We start from the raw sequence: 15,675 nt of genomic DNA on the forward strand, positions 1-15,675 counted from the left end.
GAAAATATCGAATATAATCATCATACCAGTTATCGTTTTTTCGAAAAATACATAATTTTAAAAATTCATTCGCGATTGACCACCATCGACATTAATACTCGCTCCGACAATCCAAGATGCTTTTTCAGATGCAAGAAAAACAGCCACATTTGCCACTTCTTCCGGTGTACCGAAACGCCCCGCTGGAATCTCATTGTCCACAAACGTTCGAATTCCCTCCGGATCTGCCTCTAACCGCTTTTTCCAATTGCCCGTTTCATGCAAAACACTCCCCGGCGCAATGCTATTAACTCGAATACCATCCGCAATCACTTCATCGGCCAACGACTTCGTAAAACTAATCAACGCCGATTTCGCATTATTATACGTCGCCTTGCCCCCGCTCTCTCTTCCAAAAATCGACGTAATGTTCACAATCGACCCAGCGCCTGCTTGCTTCATATGTACCACCGCTAACTTACTTAAATGAACGGCTGAAAAATAATTCAGCTCCATCGCCTCATAAAACAAATCCATCTCCGTCTCCATCGCTTTACCGCCGTTGCTGCCACCTGCATTATTAACCAGCACATCCATCGTTCCATGTTCAGCAATAAAAGACGACATCAACTTTCCCCGCTCATCTGCCTTCGTCAAATCCGCTGCATAAATAGCGACGTTCTCACCAAGCTCCTCTTTCGCCTGCTCTAATGCCTCTAGCCCACGAGCGGCAATCGACACATTCGCTCCCTCAGCCAAAAACACCTCAGCAATCGCCTTGCCGATTCCTTTAGAGCCGCCAGTGATTAGAACGTTTTTTCCTTGTAGTTGTAGATCCATTGAATAACCTCCTAGAGATTTTGATGATGGATTTATTATAACCTTTTGGAGGGAAGGAGCTAAGTAAAAAAAGCCTGATTCCTTGTGAATGAAGGAACAGACTTTATTTTTGTCCAGTTTGATACATTTCTAATCTCTCTAAATCTAACGTAAACCCAGCATCTAGTAATATATCTAATCCTAATAAACCATTGATACCTTCATAATCCATTCCACTAAAATCAATTTCATACTCTCTTTTATGAAACGTCCCTAAAAAAATAGAGTCAATTTGTTTGGTAAAAGCATGCTCTTTTCCACCAATTCCATAATACGTAACAACATGATCTCCCATCTCTACTCGAAGATCAATATCCTCTACGACATTTTGAGAAATCAATGTTTTAGCTGCCCCTGTATCAATAACCATATTGTCAATAAGCTTAGACTTCCCTCGATAAACAATCACCATTGATGTAAATAATAAACCATCACGATACTCAATCTGCATAACGCATTTTTCCTCGTAAGCCAATAGCTCCACGAACTTTTAGAATAATCTCCTCGTGACTCGTATGATAAACAAGTTGATCACCTTTTGACTGCAATAACTCAAGAGTCGCATTATCGTCAGAGACCGTGCCAATAACAGCTATATCTTCGATGAATTCCTGATTACCATCTAAACGAGATTTCAACACCTGCAATTTCACAAATTGATTCGGATACAATGAACGTACTTCCTTCCATTCCATTTCGATCACCTCAACTTGTTCTTTAGCTTTATTATAGCATTACCAATAAAAAGAAAAAAAGAACAACCCACTAGATTCGAACGAACTAACGACCTCTCCCCTGTCAAGGTAACGCTCTCTTTAACAAATTTTACAATAAAACCTTGCGCTATCCCTTCCCCAAAAACTCAACTCAAAGTTTTAACAACCAAAATATCAGAATCCTCCAACGCCTTCAATCCATGTTTTTCGAGAGGAGCGATTTGTAATACATTCTCATTTGTTAATTCTACTTGTTCGCCTTCTACATCAAAAAGGACTTTTCCTTTTCTGACAATGACTAAAACATTGCCATTGAAGTCGTGTTCTGGGATGAATTCATTGGCTTTTAATTGAATGTTCAACACGTTTGTTTCATTAAACTGAATACATTTCTCCACATGCTTATTTTTTGCCTCTAAATGATTCGGTGTATGAACAATTTTCATAATTAATCTTCCCCCATTTTTTAAAGTTTTAATAATCAATGTTGTTACATCAAGGATAGAAAAATCGATTAACTCTAAATCCTTCCATTCCATCATAAATCAACACACGCCTCAAAATCCACCAAATATTACCGATACAAATAATTAGGAGGTGAAATCAAAATGAAAATCGGAAATATCGATTCTATGTCCTACAAAAACTCAAGAAACGAAAACAAATCCTATACACTCGAAGATTTTAAACTACCAGAAGATAAAGATGGGAAAGGAAAAAAGGGGAAATTTGAAACCCGAAGAGAAAACGGTTATATTAGGCAATACATCATTAAGCAAGATGGCTCAAAAATATTAATTTCAGAAATAAAAGAATCTAAAATTGAAATTTCATCAGAAAAGGCAAAGCTTAGTGACCAACAATCAAACACTAAATATTTAATGGACTTATTAGCTATATCAGCTAGCGCAAACACTTCTATAAAAATCAAGCCAAATTTCAGACAAAAATGACACGATGGAGCTGTCCAGAAAGTCAGTTTTCATTGATTTTCTGGCTGCTTCTTTCACCTTACGAGCAGATTCTTCGACTTTCTAGCCGTTTCTTTCACCTTACGAGCAGGTTCTTCGACTTTCTAGCTGTTTCTTTGACTTTACGAGCGATTTCTTCGACTTTTTTGAACACACTTAATAAACCCGCTGCCTACCAACTAAGCAACAGGTTTTCAAAACGATCTCTTTATCTCTCACTTTCTATTTTCCGCATGTTCAGGCACTAACATCACCGGGCATGTTGCCAGTTCTAATACTTGCTTGCTAACGCTTCCTATTTCTTCTTGGTGTCCTTTTCCGATCGCCATGACGACACATCGAACGTTTGGGTCATGTGCTTCTGTAACGATTTCTATTGCTGGAATACCGACTCTAATTTTTGTAGCAACGGTATATTCACTATGGTCAATCATGCTACTTGCTTTTGTAATCGCTGGCATCCCTAACTCTTTTAATGTTGCTTGAATGTTGAGCAATAGAAGATCATCTCCATATGCTTGAGCTAGTTCGGTTGCATAGGGGATTACTTTCAACGCTGCATCGGAGCCGTCTACTGGTACAATAATTGTTTTCGCCACTTGAGTTCCCTCCATTATCTGATTCATAACTCCATCTTAGTTTTTTCGCCTTCTAGTAGCAAGAAAAGGCTCTTTCTTTAAAATTGCTAAATAAAAAAAAGCCAACTCTTTAGTCGACTTTTCATTAATGCTTCTTAATAACACCTAAACTTTCTAAAATTGTTTTAGCATCGCTATTTAGAAAATCAATAATATCCTCACGTTGAAATACTTTTGCTTTATCTCTCAAAACAGTCTTAATTCCTCGCAAATCGAATTTATTAGCGTATGTGTTAACCGCCTGTATAATCGCTAACTCTTGTCGAGAAATAGGCTCAATCCCTGAATTAACCCTCTCTTTGACAAACTTCATAATTTCTCTAGCATTGCTTTTCAAGCTAGTTCTATTTCCTTCCAACACTTCCATATTATCTTCAATATACTTTCTAGCTTTAACATAGTCTAACTCATCCACACTTCGATTAATCTCAATTATTAAATGCTTTAACTCCAAAGCAATTCTCCCCCTAAAAATTATTTACCTATTTCTTGATTTTAATCATATATTACCAGTATTAAATACCCTTTTTTCTAATGATTACCACCTTAACCCTCTACACAACTAATATTATAATACTATTATATAAAATAATTGAGGGACTATTGTCATAATTTTTAACGAATTGGTCACATTTAAAAAAACTTAACATTTCATGCGACAAGCAAGAATGAAACATATCAATCAAATGATACTTAATTCATCATGAATCGAAAATTTTTTCTAAAAACCATTGACTTTCCTTCGCAATTTTCATAAAATGATACTTGTCAGTTAAACGATTCCGTAGCTCAGCTGGGAGAGCGCTACCTTGACAGGGTAGAGGTCGCTGGTTCGAACCCAGTCGGAATCATACGTTAAAAGGCATCAATCCTCGATTGGGATTGATGCCTTTTTTTCATTTCTTCTTTCGCCACATCATATAAATCGTAATTAAAAATAAGATGGTAATCAAAAAAGCGATGGATAGGACGATTTGAAAGGTGTACACGTTAGTTAGCTGTGAGTTATCCCCACTGATTTTGATGCCGATGATCACACCGGCAATGATAATGCTAAAGGCAAGCATCATAATACTCAGTATGAGCATATGGGCGATGCGTTCGATGCGACTCATCATATCATCGTCTGGTTTGATGTTCATTTGCAAGTGCGGCTCGCCGTTTTCCCATTTTCTTATTGTCTCGTTAAGGACGGTTGGCAGTTTGCGGGCGGATAGTTGGACTTGGCGAGTCAGTTTGCGTGTTTCCCTTAGTAGCCGCTTCGGATGCAATTGTTCCCACATGAGTCGTTCGCCGGTATCTTTTAAAATAACATTGAAGCGGATGTCAGGGTCTAGTGCGGAGACCGTTTGCTCTACCTTTAAAAAAGCTTGGCCGACTTGGATAAATTCGCGTGGAACTCGGATGCCGTGTTTAGCAGCCAGTGCAAATAGTTCTTGGAACATCGTCCCCATTTTTACTTCTTGTAAAGCGCGATCTAAATATGTGTTCATCCAAGTATCAAGGTCGCGACGCATCGCTTTCGTATCAACTTCCCGATTAGCCCCCAACGATTGAATAGCGAGTGATAATGATACTGAGTCGCGATCATTTAAAGAAAACAGGCATTCTGCTAACAATTGTTTCATTTCTTCAGAAAGACGTCCCGTATTGCCAAAATCAATTAAGGCAAGCGTTTCATTTTTTAATAAAATTAAGTTTCCTGGATGGGGGTCGGCATGGAACACGCCTTTCACATACACTTGTGCTAGCACCGATTCCGCTAGGGCTTCCGCTAATTCTTTTCTCCTTTGTGAACTAAGTTGATGGATCGTTTCTGATGTTAATTTTTTACCCTCTACTAGTTCCATCACAAGAACTCGCTCGCTTGTGTAGTCTGGAAAGATTGCCGGGACATATATCCACTCGTTGTCAATTTGTGCTTTCACACTCAATGCTTCAGCCGCTTCTAATCGATAGTTCATTTCTTTTAACAAAGAGGACGCAAACTCATCGATCGTTTCTCTCAAGCTAAATTGCCGCGCTAAGCTTGAATTTTTCTCGGCAATCGCCGCTAAATGACGTAGCACTTGAATGTCTTGGTTCACGACCATTTCGATATGTGGTCTGCGAACTTTGACTGCTACTTGTTCTCCTGAATATAGGACCGCGCGATGAACTTGACCGAGGGAAGCAGTGCCAATGGGCGTTTCATCAAATTCGATAAAAGAACTTTCGAGCGGACCGCCTGATTCGAATTCGATAATTTGTTTAATGTCGTCAAAAGGAATCGGAGGTGCATTACTTTGCAGCTTAGACAAAGGCACTGTCCACTCCGATGAAAGAATGTCCGTCCGCGTACTTATAAATTGACCGAGCTTCATAAACGTTGGTCCTAGTTCCTCAAATGCCGCTCGCAGTTCTTCTCCTTTGACATGCTCTTTCTTTTCTTCTGTTGTTCCCCGCTTATGAAACGGAATTTTTTCACTTAATCCGAGATCTTTTAAATAGCCGGTAAAACCGTGCCTCATCAAGATGGTGATGATTTCAGGAAGCCTTGTTAATGCATTCCAAGTTGTCATAAACTCCCCCTCCATTTTTTCAAATGATAGCAATTATTCCATGAAACTGCGAATGAAAGCCACGCTAAAATATAAAAAACTCCTCAACCTATCCGCTCTTTCCTTAAAAATAGGACGACAAGCAATAATAAAGAACAACCTACATACACAACAGCCCACATATTTCCCGTCACATCCGCTTCAACGACGGACACTGGCGGCAACAAATAAACGAGCCATTTAAGAACTGACGGCAAATCTTCCATTAAAGATTCGCCAACGATCGATGCGCATGTGAAAAAGGCTGCGGCGACCCATGAATATTTCTTCCCGGCAAGGTCTGTCACACTAAATAGCCCACCGATCCACAAGCCAAAGAATAAAAAGAGCAGATGGCTATATAGGAAAGCTCCAATATGCTGTATCGTTAATGATTCAGTAAAGGTACGGAGAATGAGTGGAGTGCTAAAGGATACACCCATTAACAACAAGCCGATGATCACAATAACGATCATTTTTCCATAAAGAAACGATTGCTTTTTCTGTACATACGATAGCAAAATCGATTTTTCACTACCTTTTTCCAAGGAAAACAGCTTCATTGAAACCCACACCATCGTGGGAAATAAAAACAGAGCAGAAATAGAGAAGCTCTCAGTAATCGGTAAACCTTGATAATAATATTGAGTGAAAATCCAACAAATGTATAAAACAACTGGTGCAATCCATTGAAGTGAGTAAAAAAAGGACAGGAGCTGATATTTTATCAATGATTTCATTCATTCTCCCCCTCTTTCACTTCAAGAATGTGAGCACCTTGCTTCAACAGCTCTGTTAAGACAAAATCTGATTCTGCCTCTGCCACCGTTAGTTTCATTTTTTCGTCCGATACCTGTTTCACCTTTTGTTGCAGGCTTTTGGACAAAGGTTGTTTTGTAGAAAAAGTGATATGTAGACTCGGGTTGGCCAGCTGTATGGGAGAGAAATCCACTAAACGACCATTTTCCAACTTGGCTCGATGTGTGGCTAGCTTTTGAACAAGCTGTTCTTCATGTAACACAAACACCATCGTTTTCTTTCCTTTTAATTCAAGTAGTACCTCCACTACTGTCTCGCATATTGATTCATCTAGTCCAGTAAATGGTTCATCAAGGAAAAGCACAGCGGATTCTTTCATTAATGCTTGAATGATTCCTGCCTTTTGCTTCGTCCCTTTTGAGCATTTCTTAAGCGATGTATGCAAAAAAGGTTGTAGCTGGAAAAGATCTATGTATGAATCGAGCTTCGCTTTATCCACACCTCTTCCCATCTCCATCATTAAATTCAAATACTTTTCAACGGTAAACGGCAAATGCTCAGGAAAATGTTCTGGCACGTAAGCATACGATTGAAAACTTCTGTTGACGCTCCCCTGCTCTGGCTCATACATACCCGCTAATAACTTAATCAACGAGCTTTTCCCTGAACCATTGGCACCCGTTACGACAACGGACATCCCTTTCGTAATCTTCACATCGATCTGAGATAAAATCGGTTGTCCATTTCGAGTAATATTGGCTTGAATCGCCTCGATCATCATCTTTTGTCCCCTTCACACATTTTATCGACCACCTTCAACTCTCAAATCCTACCATAATTATTCCTAGTCATGTCAATCAAAAAGGGACCCTTTAAATGAAGGGTCCCAATTAAGTATCATCCTATTAATTCTTCTTCATCTTTCTCTACCATTGTCGCTTCAGCGATGCTATCTTCATAGTCACGAATACGGTGTGCAATTCGAGAAGCTGCATTTGCCGCAATGGCTCCAACGATATCATCTAAAAAAGTGTGAACGCCTCCGCCTGTTTTTGTATCAAGCTTACGAATAATTCCTTCTTTGTTTTTATCTAAGAAGCCGTACGTAGTGACAGCAATGCTTCCATAGCCTAATGCTGCACCGAGCGCAATCGTTTCGTCCACACCAAATAAGCCTTCATCTGTTTCAATAATCGTTTGCAATGGTTCAGATAGCTTTTTTTGTTCAGCTAGTACATCCAGTTCGATGCCAACAAGGATCGCATGCTGCATTTCTCGTTTTAATAGCACTTTTTCCACACTATCGATACATTCAAGCAGTGTGAGCTCTGTGTTAAATGGTAGCTGCATTTTCAGCACGATCTCAGCAATATCTTCCACTGTGACGCCACGTTCGAGCAAGCGTTGTTTTGCTGCTTCAGTTACTTCTTGGGAATGTACTCTTTTTTTCATCTTAGTTCTCTCCTCCCATGACCATTATAATGAAAATGAGCAAACAAGTCATGTCAAATTCACTTTCATCGGTTTTATGCTAAAATTAGGTGAACCTGTTGAAGTGATTGGGAGGAGAAATATGACGATCAAACGTGGCACCATTCAAGATGAAAAAATTTATTCTAAAGAGCTGGGAGAGGAAATCGAGCTACTCGTGTATCTTCCGGCAAACTTCTCACCATTATATAAGTATGCCTTGTTAATCGCCCAAGACGGTAAGGATTACTTTCAAATGGGGCGAATTCCACGAGTGGCTGATGAGCTACTTGCAGAAGAAGAGATTGAAAACGTAATTATTGTTGGCGTTCCTTATGCTAATGTGGAGGACCGTCGAAGAAAATATCATCCCGATGGCGAACAGCAAGAAGCATACATTCGCTTTTTAGCTCATGAGCTTGTGCCATTTCTTGATGAAAAATACCCAGTGTACCATGTCGGATACGGACGCGCTCTAGCTGGTGACTCACTAGCTGCCACCGTTTCTTTAATGACAGCGCTTCGTTACCCTCATACCTTTGGCAAAGTCATTATGCATTCCCCTTATGTCGATGACAAAGTGCTTCAAGCTGTTGAAGTAGCCGAAGACTATAAACATTTAAGTCTTTATCATGTGATCGGTACAGGAGAAACTGAAGTGAAGACGACAAATGGTACGATTGCCGACTTCCTTACACCAAATCGCAAACTCCATGCTTTACTAGATGAAAAAGGCTTTGATTCGTTTTATGACGAATTTGATGGTATTCACACATGGAAATACTGGCAGCCAGATTTAAAGAGAGCTCTTTTGAGAATGTTTGAGTAATAATAACTATTTGCGATAGAAAATTCACTTTTCTATCGCAATTGCGAAAAATTTGATATAATATTCTAACAATGCAAGTCAATTTTTTTACTTTTGAGGAGAGTGAAGTTATATGAAATTTGGCGTAGTTATTTTCCCATCAAAAAAGACACAAGATTTAGTTAATTCTTATCGTAAGCGATATGATCCTCATTACTCTCTAATTCCACCACATTTGACTTTAAAAGGTCCATTCGATGCAGAAGAAAGTGACCTACCAAAGCTAGTCGAACAGTTAAAAGATACTGCGAAAAAACATCAGCCATTCACGTACCAGCTTAGTAAAGTGAAGTCTTTCCAACCACTAAATAATGTTATTTATATTAAAGTAGAACCGAATGAAACATTGACAATGATGAACGAAGAGCTTCATGGTGACAATGTAGTGGGCGGACCAGCTGAATATGCTTACGTTCCCCATCTAACAGTTGCCCAAAAGCTTTCAAATGCTGAACATGCAGATGTTTATAATTCATTAAATATGCTTGCATTTGATCAAGAAGAAACGGTCGATCGTTTCCACTTACTTTACCAATTAGAAAACGGTGCTTGGACCGTGCATGAAACATTTCTGTTAGGAAAGGAATAAAATATAGTGCAAGTAATCACAGTTAAGACGGAAAAAGAGTTGCAGGATGCTCTTCACATTCGCAAACTAGTATTTGTAGAAGAACAACTTGTTCCTCTTGATTTAGAAATTGATGAGTATGAGAATTCATCTACCCATTTTGTGTTATATGATGCAGAAAAGCCGTGTGGAGCGGGACGTTTTCGGACGAAAGATGGCATGGGAAAAGCGGAAAGAATTTGTGTATTATCAGATGCCCGTGGTAAAGGGGCTGGACAACTCATTATGAATGCGCTTGAAGATGTTGCAAAGGAACAGCACCTACCTGGAGTCATATTAAGCGCTCAAATTCACGCTATTCCGTTCTATGAAAAACTAGGATATGATATCATCTCTGAAGAATATATGGATGCAGGTATTCCACATAAAACGATGAAAAAAGTATTTTAAATGAAAAAGGCTTATTCTCTAGTCGATGAGAATAAGCCTTTTTATGAATGTTCTTCCATGGTCAAGTTAAATCTCCTTTCTACTTAAGCCAGTTTGTTTAACTGCATTCCCTTACCGCTAATTTTCGCTAGTTGTGCTTCAAATGGATTATAGCTCTTTCTTTTTGCAGCGTTTGGATTAGCGTTGTGACTAGGTACATTCTCGCGTTCGTCTAACTCTTTTTGAAAGGCCGCTTTTTGAACTGGGTCAATAAAGGAATAATTCACTTCATGTGCCTTTACTACCCGCTCACGATATTGTTGATATTGATAGTTGGGAATCGGTAATATGTAGCCCATTTTTCTCGCCTCCTTTAATCCACTTTGCTTCTTACTTATCTTTACCCGTTTTTTCTCGATAGTAAACAAATTCAAGCCCGGAAATCCGAGCTTGAAAAATAAAATATTATTATCTTTTTTTATTGATCATGTCCGTAATCGTTTGAATGTCTAGCTTACTGCCATCCTTAACAATTGTCTGTACAATTTGATTTTCAAGCTCTTTCGGAACCGATTTATTGGCTAGCCTTGATACTTTTTGGATGACACCTCTAACCGTCTTTTCATCTTTAAAATTGGCATGTTGCAAAGAATTAGCAAGGTCAATGACATCTTTCATATTCACGCCCGTCTTTTTCTCAATGTTTTTAAATAATCCGTTATCCATGTTTTCATCCTCCTTTTACTCCTTTTCATCTTATGCAGAAACCACGAAATGTTGAAAGCAAACAAAAAAACAGACTTAAACGGAAAAATGTTTAAGTCTGTTTTTTTCTTTTTTAATTGTAGAAACTCGCACCAACAATAATCAATAAAATAAACAGCACGACGATTAACACGAATGTAGATCCTCCGCGATATCCTCCGTAGCCACCGTAACCTCCACAACCGTAGCCTCCAAAGCCGTAACCCATACTATTCACCTCGCTTTTTCTTAGCTCACTGTTACTATATGAGAAAAGTTTAATTTTGTTTGGGCGAATATTTATAATTATTATCCCTTTGGTTTAAATAATAGAGCTCCCATAAATCCAAAAACGATGGCAGCTGAGATCCCTGAACTAGTGACTTCAAACATCCCTGATAGCACTCCCACAAGCCCATGCTGTTCCGATTCCTGCATCGCTCCAGCTACCAATGAATTTCCGAAGCTTGTTATTGGGATGGTCGCGCCTGCTCCAGCAAAATCGATCAGTGGTTCATAAAGATCAAAGCCTGCAAGTATGGCTCCCACGACAACTAAATAGCTAAGCGTATGACCAGGAGTAAGCTTACCTACATCCATCATGAGTTGACCAATGACACAAATCAATCCTCCGATAACAAATGCCCAAAAAAACATACCTAGCATGTCACAAACCTCCCCATTGCAGAAGAATGGTTTTAATAAGGGCGACAATGAAGGCAGCAAATACCCCAAATACAATGACGGACCCCGCTAGTTTAAATATATTGCCTCCTACTCCAAGCACAAATCCTTCTGTTCGATGCTCAATTGCAGCAGAGATCACCGCATTTCCAAAACCAGAGACCGGCACTGCACTCCCTGCTCCCGCATATTGTCCAAGGTGGTCATATACCCCAAACCCTGTAAGCAACATTGATAGGAAAACAACCGTCGCCACCGTTGGGTTGCCAGCTGTCTGCTCCGTGAAATTAAAAAAGTAAATGTAGAAATAAGTAATGGCTTGACCAATTGTGCAAATGATCCCCCCAACAAAGAAAGCCCTTAAACAATTTTTCATAAGTGGCCTTTTCACTTCATGCTTTTTACTCAATTTGTCATATTGTTGTTGAGCAGGGGTCTTTTTTTCATTGTTGTTTGCCACTGTATATCCTCCCTCTACGTCATTTCTTTCTTTAATTCGAGAATTTCATTAAACCGTTTCTGAGCTTCTTTTTTATTAATTGTCCCTGCATCTATTTTCTCCCTTAACCTAACGACTTCAAGAAAAATTTTATAATCACTAGAAACGATAAACTCTTCATCCTTGTACTCTTTTTCTAAGCGCTTGTTTAATTCTTTCTCGATTTTCTTCATCCGAAATCGCTGTAAATGCTTTACTTTATAGGCGATCAAAATATGATGATCATCTTTAATGACAGCCACATCATATATTTCATCTATCCGCTCGACTTCTTTTTTGATTTCCTCCACTTTCGGTCCCTTTTCCTCTAATTGTATAGGCGTCGGATTTGTTGTTTTAATGAGTGCCAACTTACTGTCTTCTTGGTCTTTGTTCGCATTACAGCCCATTAACAAAATTACACTCATAAAAAAAACGACCCACTTCATGCTGATTCCTCCATTCGAACCGCCGTTTATCTTTTATATTTCGCCTGTTTTGTCATTTTTATTTATAAAATTCTTCTTTCCCTCTAAAAAAATTGTCGAAAATCCCGATAATAATGATTGGGAGTTTTACCAACGTTAGCACTATGTAAAGAGGGAAAATAATATGAACATCAAAACAAAATTAATATCTGTTATTTCCATTTTCATCATAACCATCGTCTGTCTTGGATCGTTTTCCGTTTATATCATCAATTCAACCATCCATAACAACAGCGTGTTAAAAGACAAAATGGAAATGCAAAAAAATGTGAAGCATATTCAATTTCGATTAGCTGGTTTATCTAACGATGAACGCGCTTATATTATCACAGGCAAACAAGAGTTTGCAGACGGAATGAAAGAAAAGGCCGAAAATATTCAGCAAACGATCGAGCAATTGAATCAAAATTATTATCGAGAAGAAAGACAAGCATTAGAAACAAGCTTTCAGCAATTTTGGACGATAAATCAACAAGTCATCACAAGCTATGCTTCGAAACCAGAAGTCGCAAAAGCTTTACACTTCGGTGAAGAACGCAAATTAAGAAAAGAAGTATTAGACCCTGCTGTAGATGACATCGTCAATCAGTTAGATCAAGATGTCACTCATTTAAAAGAGGCGATTGAAAATAAAGCGAGTCGGAGTAAAACGATGTTGCTAATCGTGACCATCGTTTCAACCATTGCTGGCATAATCTTCGGTGGCTTACTGATCCGGGCCATTCTGACACCTTTAAAACGAGTGAACCGTCAGCTTGATGAAATTGCTCGTGGCGAGGCAGATTTAACGAAAAAAATGGATGTGAACCGAGAGGATGAATTTGGTCAATTAGCGCTCTCCTTTAATGCATTTGTTGAATCATTAAGAACATTCGTTGTCCAAATTAGTCATTCATCAGATCAAGTATCGGCTTCGTCTCAAGAGTTAACGGCGAGCGCAGAGCACTCAAAAGAGACAGCGGAACAAGTGAGCCATTCGATGCAATTAATCGTTAGCCATAACAATGAACAACATGATGTGATGGAAAATAGTTTAACTTCACTGAAAGACTCTCTTCGTCATATGAGCGATGTTGCTTCCAATACTCATCATGTCGCCTCACTTTCGACCATGATGAAAGAGCAAGCCAATTCAGAGGCCAATTCAGTCAATGAAGTATTAGCCCAAATGCAATCGATTGATCAATCCGTTGAATTAGCAGATAAAGGCCTTCACTCTTTAGCGACAAGCGCAACAGAAATTAGCCAAATCTCTTCATTGATTACCGACATTTCTGCTCAAACGAACTTGTTAGCACTCAACGCTGCCATTGAAGCCGCAAGAGCAGGAGAACATGGGAAAGGATTTGCCGTTGTTGCCGAAGAAGTGAGAAAATTAGCGGACGAAACGAGCCAATCAGCTAGCCATATTCATCAACTCGTGACGACGATCCAGAGTGAATCAGCCGACACTGTCAACAGCCTTCGATTCGTAAAAGAAAATGTCTCATCTGGAATCGAACTTTCTAAACAAACGGTAACTGGAATTACGAATATCCTTCATTCAATTGATGAAGTGACAGCGAAAATTCAAGAAGCGGCCGCTACTACCCAACAAATCTCTTCTAGCTTTGAACTGGTTCAACAGTCAATTGAAGAAGTCGGAGAGCATTCCAAAGAGACAGCAAACAATACAGAGGACATCGCCTCAGCGACAGAGGAACAATTCGCTTCTGTGGAAGAAATCACTCAAGCGGCTTCTTCCCTCTCACGTTTATCAGATGAATTACATGCCATGATTTCGAAGTTTAAAATATAAATAAACACGCAGATGACCACTTGATCATCTGCGTGTTTATTATTCGTTATCCTTGATCAAATATTGAACGACCGTTTCAACTAACGCCGCCCCTCCTGCAATCGCAAAAATCAACAGCAACGGCTCAGCCATTATCGGAAAGAAAAAATAGAAGAGAACCCAAAAGACAGATACCCAAAAACCCGTACACCAGTAACAGCTAAGTAGCCTCCCTAAAAAGCCAATAACTCCTTTTTCTTTCGGGACGATAAACGTTTCCGTCTCACCATTTTCCGTTTGTTCCATCATTTCTATAAAAAATGGCCTTCGCAACGGCTCTGTAATCTCATCGAACACCACTAATCTTGTAAGACGAAAGGAAGCTAAAATGAAAATAAGTATTTCCAATACCGTCATATCCATGCTTCACCTTTTAAAAAATATTATTTTCTAGGTTATTTATCCATACCTTTAACCCACCTAAGCCATATGTTAATACTGTAAGAAAAATAGGAAAGGAGCTTTTATATGAGTTGCAAAGATAATGTTGGTTCTGCTCAAAGAGGCTGTGTTTGTGAAGTGGTGCGTGCCATTAATGACCTTCAAAACGCAAATATTGGTGATGATTGTTTAGATTGTAAGGATTGTTTAGTGGAACCACTTGGTGACCTAGCAGGTCCTCGTCGTCGTAACGCCGACACTCGCGTATTTACATTAACAACGAAAGAGGGAAATCCATTTTTCGCTTTCTTTGGACCAATTGAGGATGGCAACCATCATCATTGTGATGAAGTTTGCGTATCCATTTTCTTCCGTGTAGAAGAAGTATTCGATAACTGCTGTGCTCGTCTTCGTGTATTAGTGCCACTAGATGATGAGAGAGATCCAGTAAATATTACTGATGACTGTTGCGTGGACTTGAAAAAAGTGTGTAAAGTAAGAAACTTCCGTGCGACTCGCAGCTGTGTAACTGTCGATCTGAACTGCTTCTGCGCTGTACAATGTATTAGAGACGTAAACTTAAATATTTGTGATTAATTCAAACAGGCAGCGGGCGATAATCCGCCGCCTGTCTTTATCTTGGACCAATAAGCTTAATCTGTTTTAAATCCTCTCGATCGATCATCACAATCTCCTCTTTGAAGCTTTTCACCTTCATCTGTTTATTGTCCCACTCCTTTAACACACCTCGATAAGACTGATCTTTACAAATAAACTCACATGGAAAAGGAATAAATTGTCTAGACAAGTGTTCCAACTTTTCATCAATCGTCATGTCTTGAAAAGATTTCACTGGCTTAATTCCTAACCAAGACGGCTGCTTTTTTTCTTCAATCGACTCTTCTATTGGCTGCTCCGGCTTTATTTGCTCTTTCGCTTCCTGATAAACATCCTCTTCGACATCCCACTTCTCAACTAAATGATGACTTTTCCCTCTTTTCTTTTTCTGCTCTACACTTGTTACCTCCACATTTTTCGCATGAAAAGATTGCTGCATATTAGTTTCCGGGTAATGTAAAGAAGGCTGTTCAATATACATAAGCGGCTCACGCTTCTCCTGCTTCTTTTTCATATAAACACCTCCTGCAAGGCTCTTGTTAAATATATGTCTGTGACTCTTAGATAAGAATAAAAACTGATGTTTTCA

The 15,675-nt window shown here is 39.1% G+C and carries 24 protein-coding genes and 1 tRNA gene; 7 read left to right on the forward strand and 18 right to left on the reverse strand.

What is annotated here, in order from left to right:
- Positions 1-57: 57 nt before the first annotated feature.
- The 4 genes from CEF22_RS13580 to CEF22_RS13595 all read right to left on the reverse strand — a co-directional run bounded on the left by CEF22_RS13580 (position 58) and on the right by CEF22_RS13595 (position 2,116).
- Positions 58-819: an SDR family NAD(P)-dependent oxidoreductase gene (locus CEF22_RS13580; protein WP_100403286.1), complete on the reverse strand. Its 762-nt coding sequence runs from the start codon at positions 817-819 to the stop codon at positions 58-60.
- A gap of 103 nt (positions 820-922) precedes the next feature.
- Complete coding sequence (locus CEF22_RS13585) at positions 923-1,309, reverse strand: retropepsin-like aspartic protease (protein ID WP_095479808.1); 387 nt, start codon at positions 1,307-1,309, stop codon at positions 923-925.
- The gene (locus CEF22_RS13590) at positions 1,299-1,553 is read right to left on the reverse strand and encodes a hypothetical protein (protein ID WP_100403287.1); all 255 of its coding nucleotides are present in this window, start codon (positions 1,551-1,553) and stop codon (positions 1,299-1,301) included. The genes CEF22_RS13585 and CEF22_RS13590 overlap by 11 nt, the downstream gene beginning before the upstream one ends.
- A gap of 167 nt (positions 1,554-1,720) precedes the next feature.
- Entirely contained in the window at positions 1,721-2,116 is a 396-nt protein-coding gene (locus CEF22_RS13595; protein ID WP_232726126.1) for a cupin domain-containing protein, read from the reverse strand.
- Between the two features lie 66 nt (positions 2,117-2,182).
- Here CEF22_RS13595 and CEF22_RS13600 point away from each other — a divergent pair, with 66 nt between their 5' ends.
- Complete coding sequence (locus CEF22_RS13600) at positions 2,183-2,527, forward strand: hypothetical protein (protein WP_100403288.1); 345 nt, start codon at positions 2,183-2,185, stop codon at positions 2,525-2,527.
- A 233-nt stretch (positions 2,528-2,760) separates the two neighbouring features.
- Here the strand turns inward: CEF22_RS13600 and CEF22_RS13605 are convergent, their stop codons facing one another.
- Positions 2,761-3,144, reverse strand: coding sequence for a universal stress protein (locus tag CEF22_RS13605; protein WP_157843236.1), 384 nt, complete (start codon positions 3,142-3,144; stop codon positions 2,761-2,763).
- Positions 3,145-3,268: 124 nt separating this feature from the next.
- Entirely contained in the window at positions 3,269-3,637 is a 369-nt protein-coding gene (locus CEF22_RS13610; RefSeq protein WP_095479814.1) for a hypothetical protein, read from the reverse strand.
- Between the two features lie 324 nt (positions 3,638-3,961).
- Between CEF22_RS13610 and CEF22_RS13615 the strand changes: the two genes are divergently transcribed.
- Positions 3,962-4,034 (forward strand) — tRNA-Val (locus CEF22_RS13615).
- A 45-nt stretch (positions 4,035-4,079) separates the two neighbouring features.
- Here CEF22_RS13615 and CEF22_RS13620 read toward each other — a convergent pair.
- From CEF22_RS13620 to CEF22_RS13635, 4 genes are all read right to left on the reverse strand, one after another.
- Entirely contained in the window at positions 4,080-5,744 is a 1,665-nt protein-coding gene (locus CEF22_RS13620; RefSeq protein WP_157843237.1) for an ABC1 kinase family protein, read from the reverse strand.
- A gap of 83 nt (positions 5,745-5,827) precedes the next feature.
- Positions 5,828-6,502 carry a hypothetical protein gene (locus tag CEF22_RS13625; protein ID WP_100403291.1) on the reverse strand — a complete coding sequence of 225 codons (675 nt, stop codon included), beginning with the start codon at positions 6,500-6,502 and terminating at the stop codon, positions 5,828-5,830.
- Complete coding sequence (locus tag CEF22_RS13630; RefSeq protein ID WP_100403292.1) at positions 6,499-7,302, reverse strand: ABC transporter ATP-binding protein; 804 nt, start codon at positions 7,300-7,302, stop codon at positions 6,499-6,501. The genes CEF22_RS13625 and CEF22_RS13630 overlap by 4 nt, the downstream gene beginning before the upstream one ends.
- A gap of 116 nt (positions 7,303-7,418) precedes the next feature.
- A complete protein-coding gene (locus tag CEF22_RS13635; RefSeq protein ID WP_100403293.1) occupies positions 7,419-7,973 on the reverse strand; it encodes a phosphatidylglycerophosphatase A family protein in 555 nt (184 codons plus the stop codon).
- Between the two features lie 121 nt (positions 7,974-8,094).
- On the opposite strand from CEF22_RS13635, the gene CEF22_RS13640 reads away from it, so the two are divergent.
- The 3 genes from CEF22_RS13640 to CEF22_RS13650 all read left to right on the forward strand — a co-directional run bounded on the left by CEF22_RS13640 (position 8,095) and on the right by CEF22_RS13650 (position 9,877).
- Complete coding sequence (locus tag CEF22_RS13640) at positions 8,095-8,820, forward strand: alpha/beta hydrolase (protein ID WP_100403294.1); 726 nt, start codon at positions 8,095-8,097, stop codon at positions 8,818-8,820.
- A 112-nt stretch (positions 8,821-8,932) separates the two neighbouring features.
- On the forward strand, positions 8,933-9,448 hold the full coding sequence (locus CEF22_RS13645) for a YjcG family protein (protein WP_100403295.1): 516 nt from the start codon (positions 8,933-8,935) through the stop codon (positions 9,446-9,448).
- Between the two features lie 6 nt (positions 9,449-9,454).
- Positions 9,455-9,877 carry a GNAT family N-acetyltransferase gene (locus CEF22_RS13650; RefSeq protein WP_100403296.1) on the forward strand — a complete coding sequence of 141 codons (423 nt, stop codon included), beginning with the start codon at positions 9,455-9,457 and terminating at the stop codon, positions 9,875-9,877.
- Positions 9,878-9,960: 83 nt separating this feature from the next.
- On the opposite strand, the gene CEF22_RS13655 is transcribed toward CEF22_RS13650, so the two are convergent.
- The 6 genes from CEF22_RS13655 to CEF22_RS13680 all read right to left on the reverse strand — a co-directional run bounded on the left by CEF22_RS13655 (position 9,961) and on the right by CEF22_RS13680 (position 12,211).
- Complete coding sequence (locus CEF22_RS13655) at positions 9,961-10,215, reverse strand: hypothetical protein (protein WP_100403297.1); 255 nt, start codon at positions 10,213-10,215, stop codon at positions 9,961-9,963.
- Positions 10,216-10,324: 109 nt separating this feature from the next.
- Positions 10,325-10,582, reverse strand: coding sequence for a sporulation-specific transcription regulator SpoVIF (locus tag CEF22_RS13660; protein ID WP_095479823.1), 258 nt, complete (start codon positions 10,580-10,582; stop codon positions 10,325-10,327).
- Between the two features lie 112 nt (positions 10,583-10,694).
- Positions 10,695-10,829, reverse strand: a complete 135-nt coding sequence (locus tag CEF22_RS13665) for a YjcZ family sporulation protein (RefSeq protein WP_100403298.1) — start codon at positions 10,827-10,829, stop codon at positions 10,695-10,697.
- 80 nt (positions 10,830-10,909) lie between these two features.
- Positions 10,910-11,266 (reverse strand): stage V sporulation protein AE, encoded by a 357-nt coding sequence (gene spoVAE / locus CEF22_RS13670; RefSeq protein WP_100403299.1) that lies wholly within the window; start codon positions 11,264-11,266, stop codon positions 10,910-10,912.
- A 1-nt stretch (position 11,267) separates the two neighbouring features.
- Complete coding sequence (gene spoVAC, locus CEF22_RS13675) at positions 11,268-11,744, reverse strand: stage V sporulation protein AC (protein WP_100403300.1); 477 nt, start codon at positions 11,742-11,744, stop codon at positions 11,268-11,270.
- A gap of 14 nt (positions 11,745-11,758) precedes the next feature.
- On the reverse strand, positions 11,759-12,211 hold the full coding sequence (locus CEF22_RS13680) for a YhcN/YlaJ family sporulation lipoprotein (RefSeq protein WP_100403301.1): 453 nt from the start codon (positions 12,209-12,211) through the stop codon (positions 11,759-11,761).
- Between the two features lie 163 nt (positions 12,212-12,374).
- On the opposite strand from CEF22_RS13680, the gene CEF22_RS13685 reads away from it, so the two are divergent.
- Positions 12,375-14,048: a methyl-accepting chemotaxis protein gene (locus CEF22_RS13685; RefSeq protein ID WP_100403302.1), complete on the forward strand. Its 1,674-nt coding sequence runs from the start codon at positions 12,375-12,377 to the stop codon at positions 14,046-14,048.
- A gap of 39 nt (positions 14,049-14,087) precedes the next feature.
- Here CEF22_RS13685 and CEF22_RS13690 read toward each other — a convergent pair whose 3' ends face one another.
- Positions 14,088-14,450 carry a DUF1360 domain-containing protein gene (locus CEF22_RS13690; protein ID WP_100403303.1) on the reverse strand — a complete coding sequence of 121 codons (363 nt, stop codon included), beginning with the start codon at positions 14,448-14,450 and terminating at the stop codon, positions 14,088-14,090.
- A 105-nt stretch (positions 14,451-14,555) separates the two neighbouring features.
- On the opposite strand from CEF22_RS13690, the gene CEF22_RS13695 reads away from it, so the two are divergent.
- Positions 14,556-15,065 (forward strand): CotY/CotZ family spore coat protein, encoded by a 510-nt coding sequence (locus CEF22_RS13695; protein ID WP_095479829.1) that lies wholly within the window; start codon positions 14,556-14,558, stop codon positions 15,063-15,065.
- Positions 15,066-15,102: 37 nt separating this feature from the next.
- Here CEF22_RS13695 and CEF22_RS13700 read toward each other — a convergent pair whose 3' ends face one another.
- The gene (locus CEF22_RS13700; RefSeq protein WP_100403304.1) at positions 15,103-15,600 is read right to left on the reverse strand and encodes a CotO family spore coat protein; all 498 of its coding nucleotides are present in this window, start codon (positions 15,598-15,600) and stop codon (positions 15,103-15,105) included.
- Between the last annotated feature and the right edge of the window lie 75 nt (positions 15,601-15,675).

The sequence above is a fragment of the Bacillus sp. FJAT-42315 genome (genome assembly GCF_002797375.1).
GTDB lineage: Bacteria > Bacillota > Bacilli > Bacillales > Domibacillaceae > Bacillus_CE.

Bases quoted from the DNA above. Each gene is read 5' to 3' on its own strand.
- CEF22_RS13580 (WP_100403286.1), bottom strand. From the start codon at position 819: ATGGATCTACAACTACAAGGAAAAAACGTTCTAATCACTGGCGGCTCT.
- CEF22_RS13585 (WP_095479808.1), bottom strand. From the start codon at position 1,309: ATGCAGATTGAGTATCGTGATGGTTTATTATTTACATCAATGGTGATT.
- CEF22_RS13590 (WP_100403287.1), bottom strand. From the start codon at position 1,553: ATGGAATGGAAGGAAGTACGTTCATTGTATCCGAATCAATTTGTGAAA.
- CEF22_RS13595 (WP_232726126.1), bottom strand. From the start codon at position 2,116: ATGATGGAATGGAAGGATTTAGAGTTAATCGATTTTTCTATCCTTGAT.
- CEF22_RS13600 (WP_100403288.1), top strand. From the start codon at position 2,183: ATGAAAATCGGAAATATCGATTCTATGTCCTACAAAAACTCAAGAAAC.
- CEF22_RS13620 (WP_157843237.1), bottom strand. From the start codon at position 5,744: ATGACAACTTGGAATGCATTAACAAGGCTTCCTGAAATCATCACCATC.
- CEF22_RS13625 (WP_100403291.1), bottom strand. From the start codon at position 6,502: ATGAAATCATTGATAAAATATCAGCTCCTGTCCTTTTTTTACTCACTT.
- CEF22_RS13630 (WP_100403292.1), bottom strand. From the start codon at position 7,302: ATGATGATCGAGGCGATTCAAGCCAATATTACTCGAAATGGACAACCG.
- CEF22_RS13635 (WP_100403293.1), bottom strand. From the start codon at position 7,973: ATGAAAAAAAGAGTACATTCCCAAGAAGTAACTGAAGCAGCAAAACAA.
- CEF22_RS13640 (WP_100403294.1), top strand. From the start codon at position 8,095: ATGACGATCAAACGTGGCACCATTCAAGATGAAAAAATTTATTCTAAA.
- CEF22_RS13645 (WP_100403295.1), top strand. From the start codon at position 8,933: ATGAAATTTGGCGTAGTTATTTTCCCATCAAAAAAGACACAAGATTTA.
- CEF22_RS13655 (WP_100403297.1), bottom strand. From the start codon at position 10,215: ATGGGCTACATATTACCGATTCCCAACTATCAATATCAACAATATCGT.
- CEF22_RS13660 (WP_095479823.1), bottom strand. From the start codon at position 10,582: ATGGATAACGGATTATTTAAAAACATTGAGAAAAAGACGGGCGTGAAT.
- CEF22_RS13665 (WP_100403298.1), bottom strand. From the start codon at position 10,829: ATGGGTTACGGCTTTGGAGGCTACGGTTGTGGAGGTTACGGTGGCTAC.
- spoVAE (WP_100403299.1), bottom strand. From the start codon at position 11,266: ATGCTAGGTATGTTTTTTTGGGCATTTGTTATCGGAGGATTGATTTGT.
- CEF22_RS13680 (WP_100403301.1), bottom strand. From the start codon at position 12,211: ATGAAGTGGGTCGTTTTTTTTATGAGTGTAATTTTGTTAATGGGCTGT.
- CEF22_RS13685 (WP_100403302.1), top strand. From the start codon at position 12,375: ATGAACATCAAAACAAAATTAATATCTGTTATTTCCATTTTCATCATA.
- CEF22_RS13690 (WP_100403303.1), bottom strand. From the start codon at position 14,450: ATGGATATGACGGTATTGGAAATACTTATTTTCATTTTAGCTTCCTTT.
- CEF22_RS13695 (WP_095479829.1), top strand. From the start codon at position 14,556: ATGAGTTGCAAAGATAATGTTGGTTCTGCTCAAAGAGGCTGTGTTTGT.
- CEF22_RS13700 (WP_100403304.1), bottom strand. From the start codon at position 15,600: ATGAAAAAGAAGCAGGAGAAGCGTGAGCCGCTTATGTATATTGAACAG.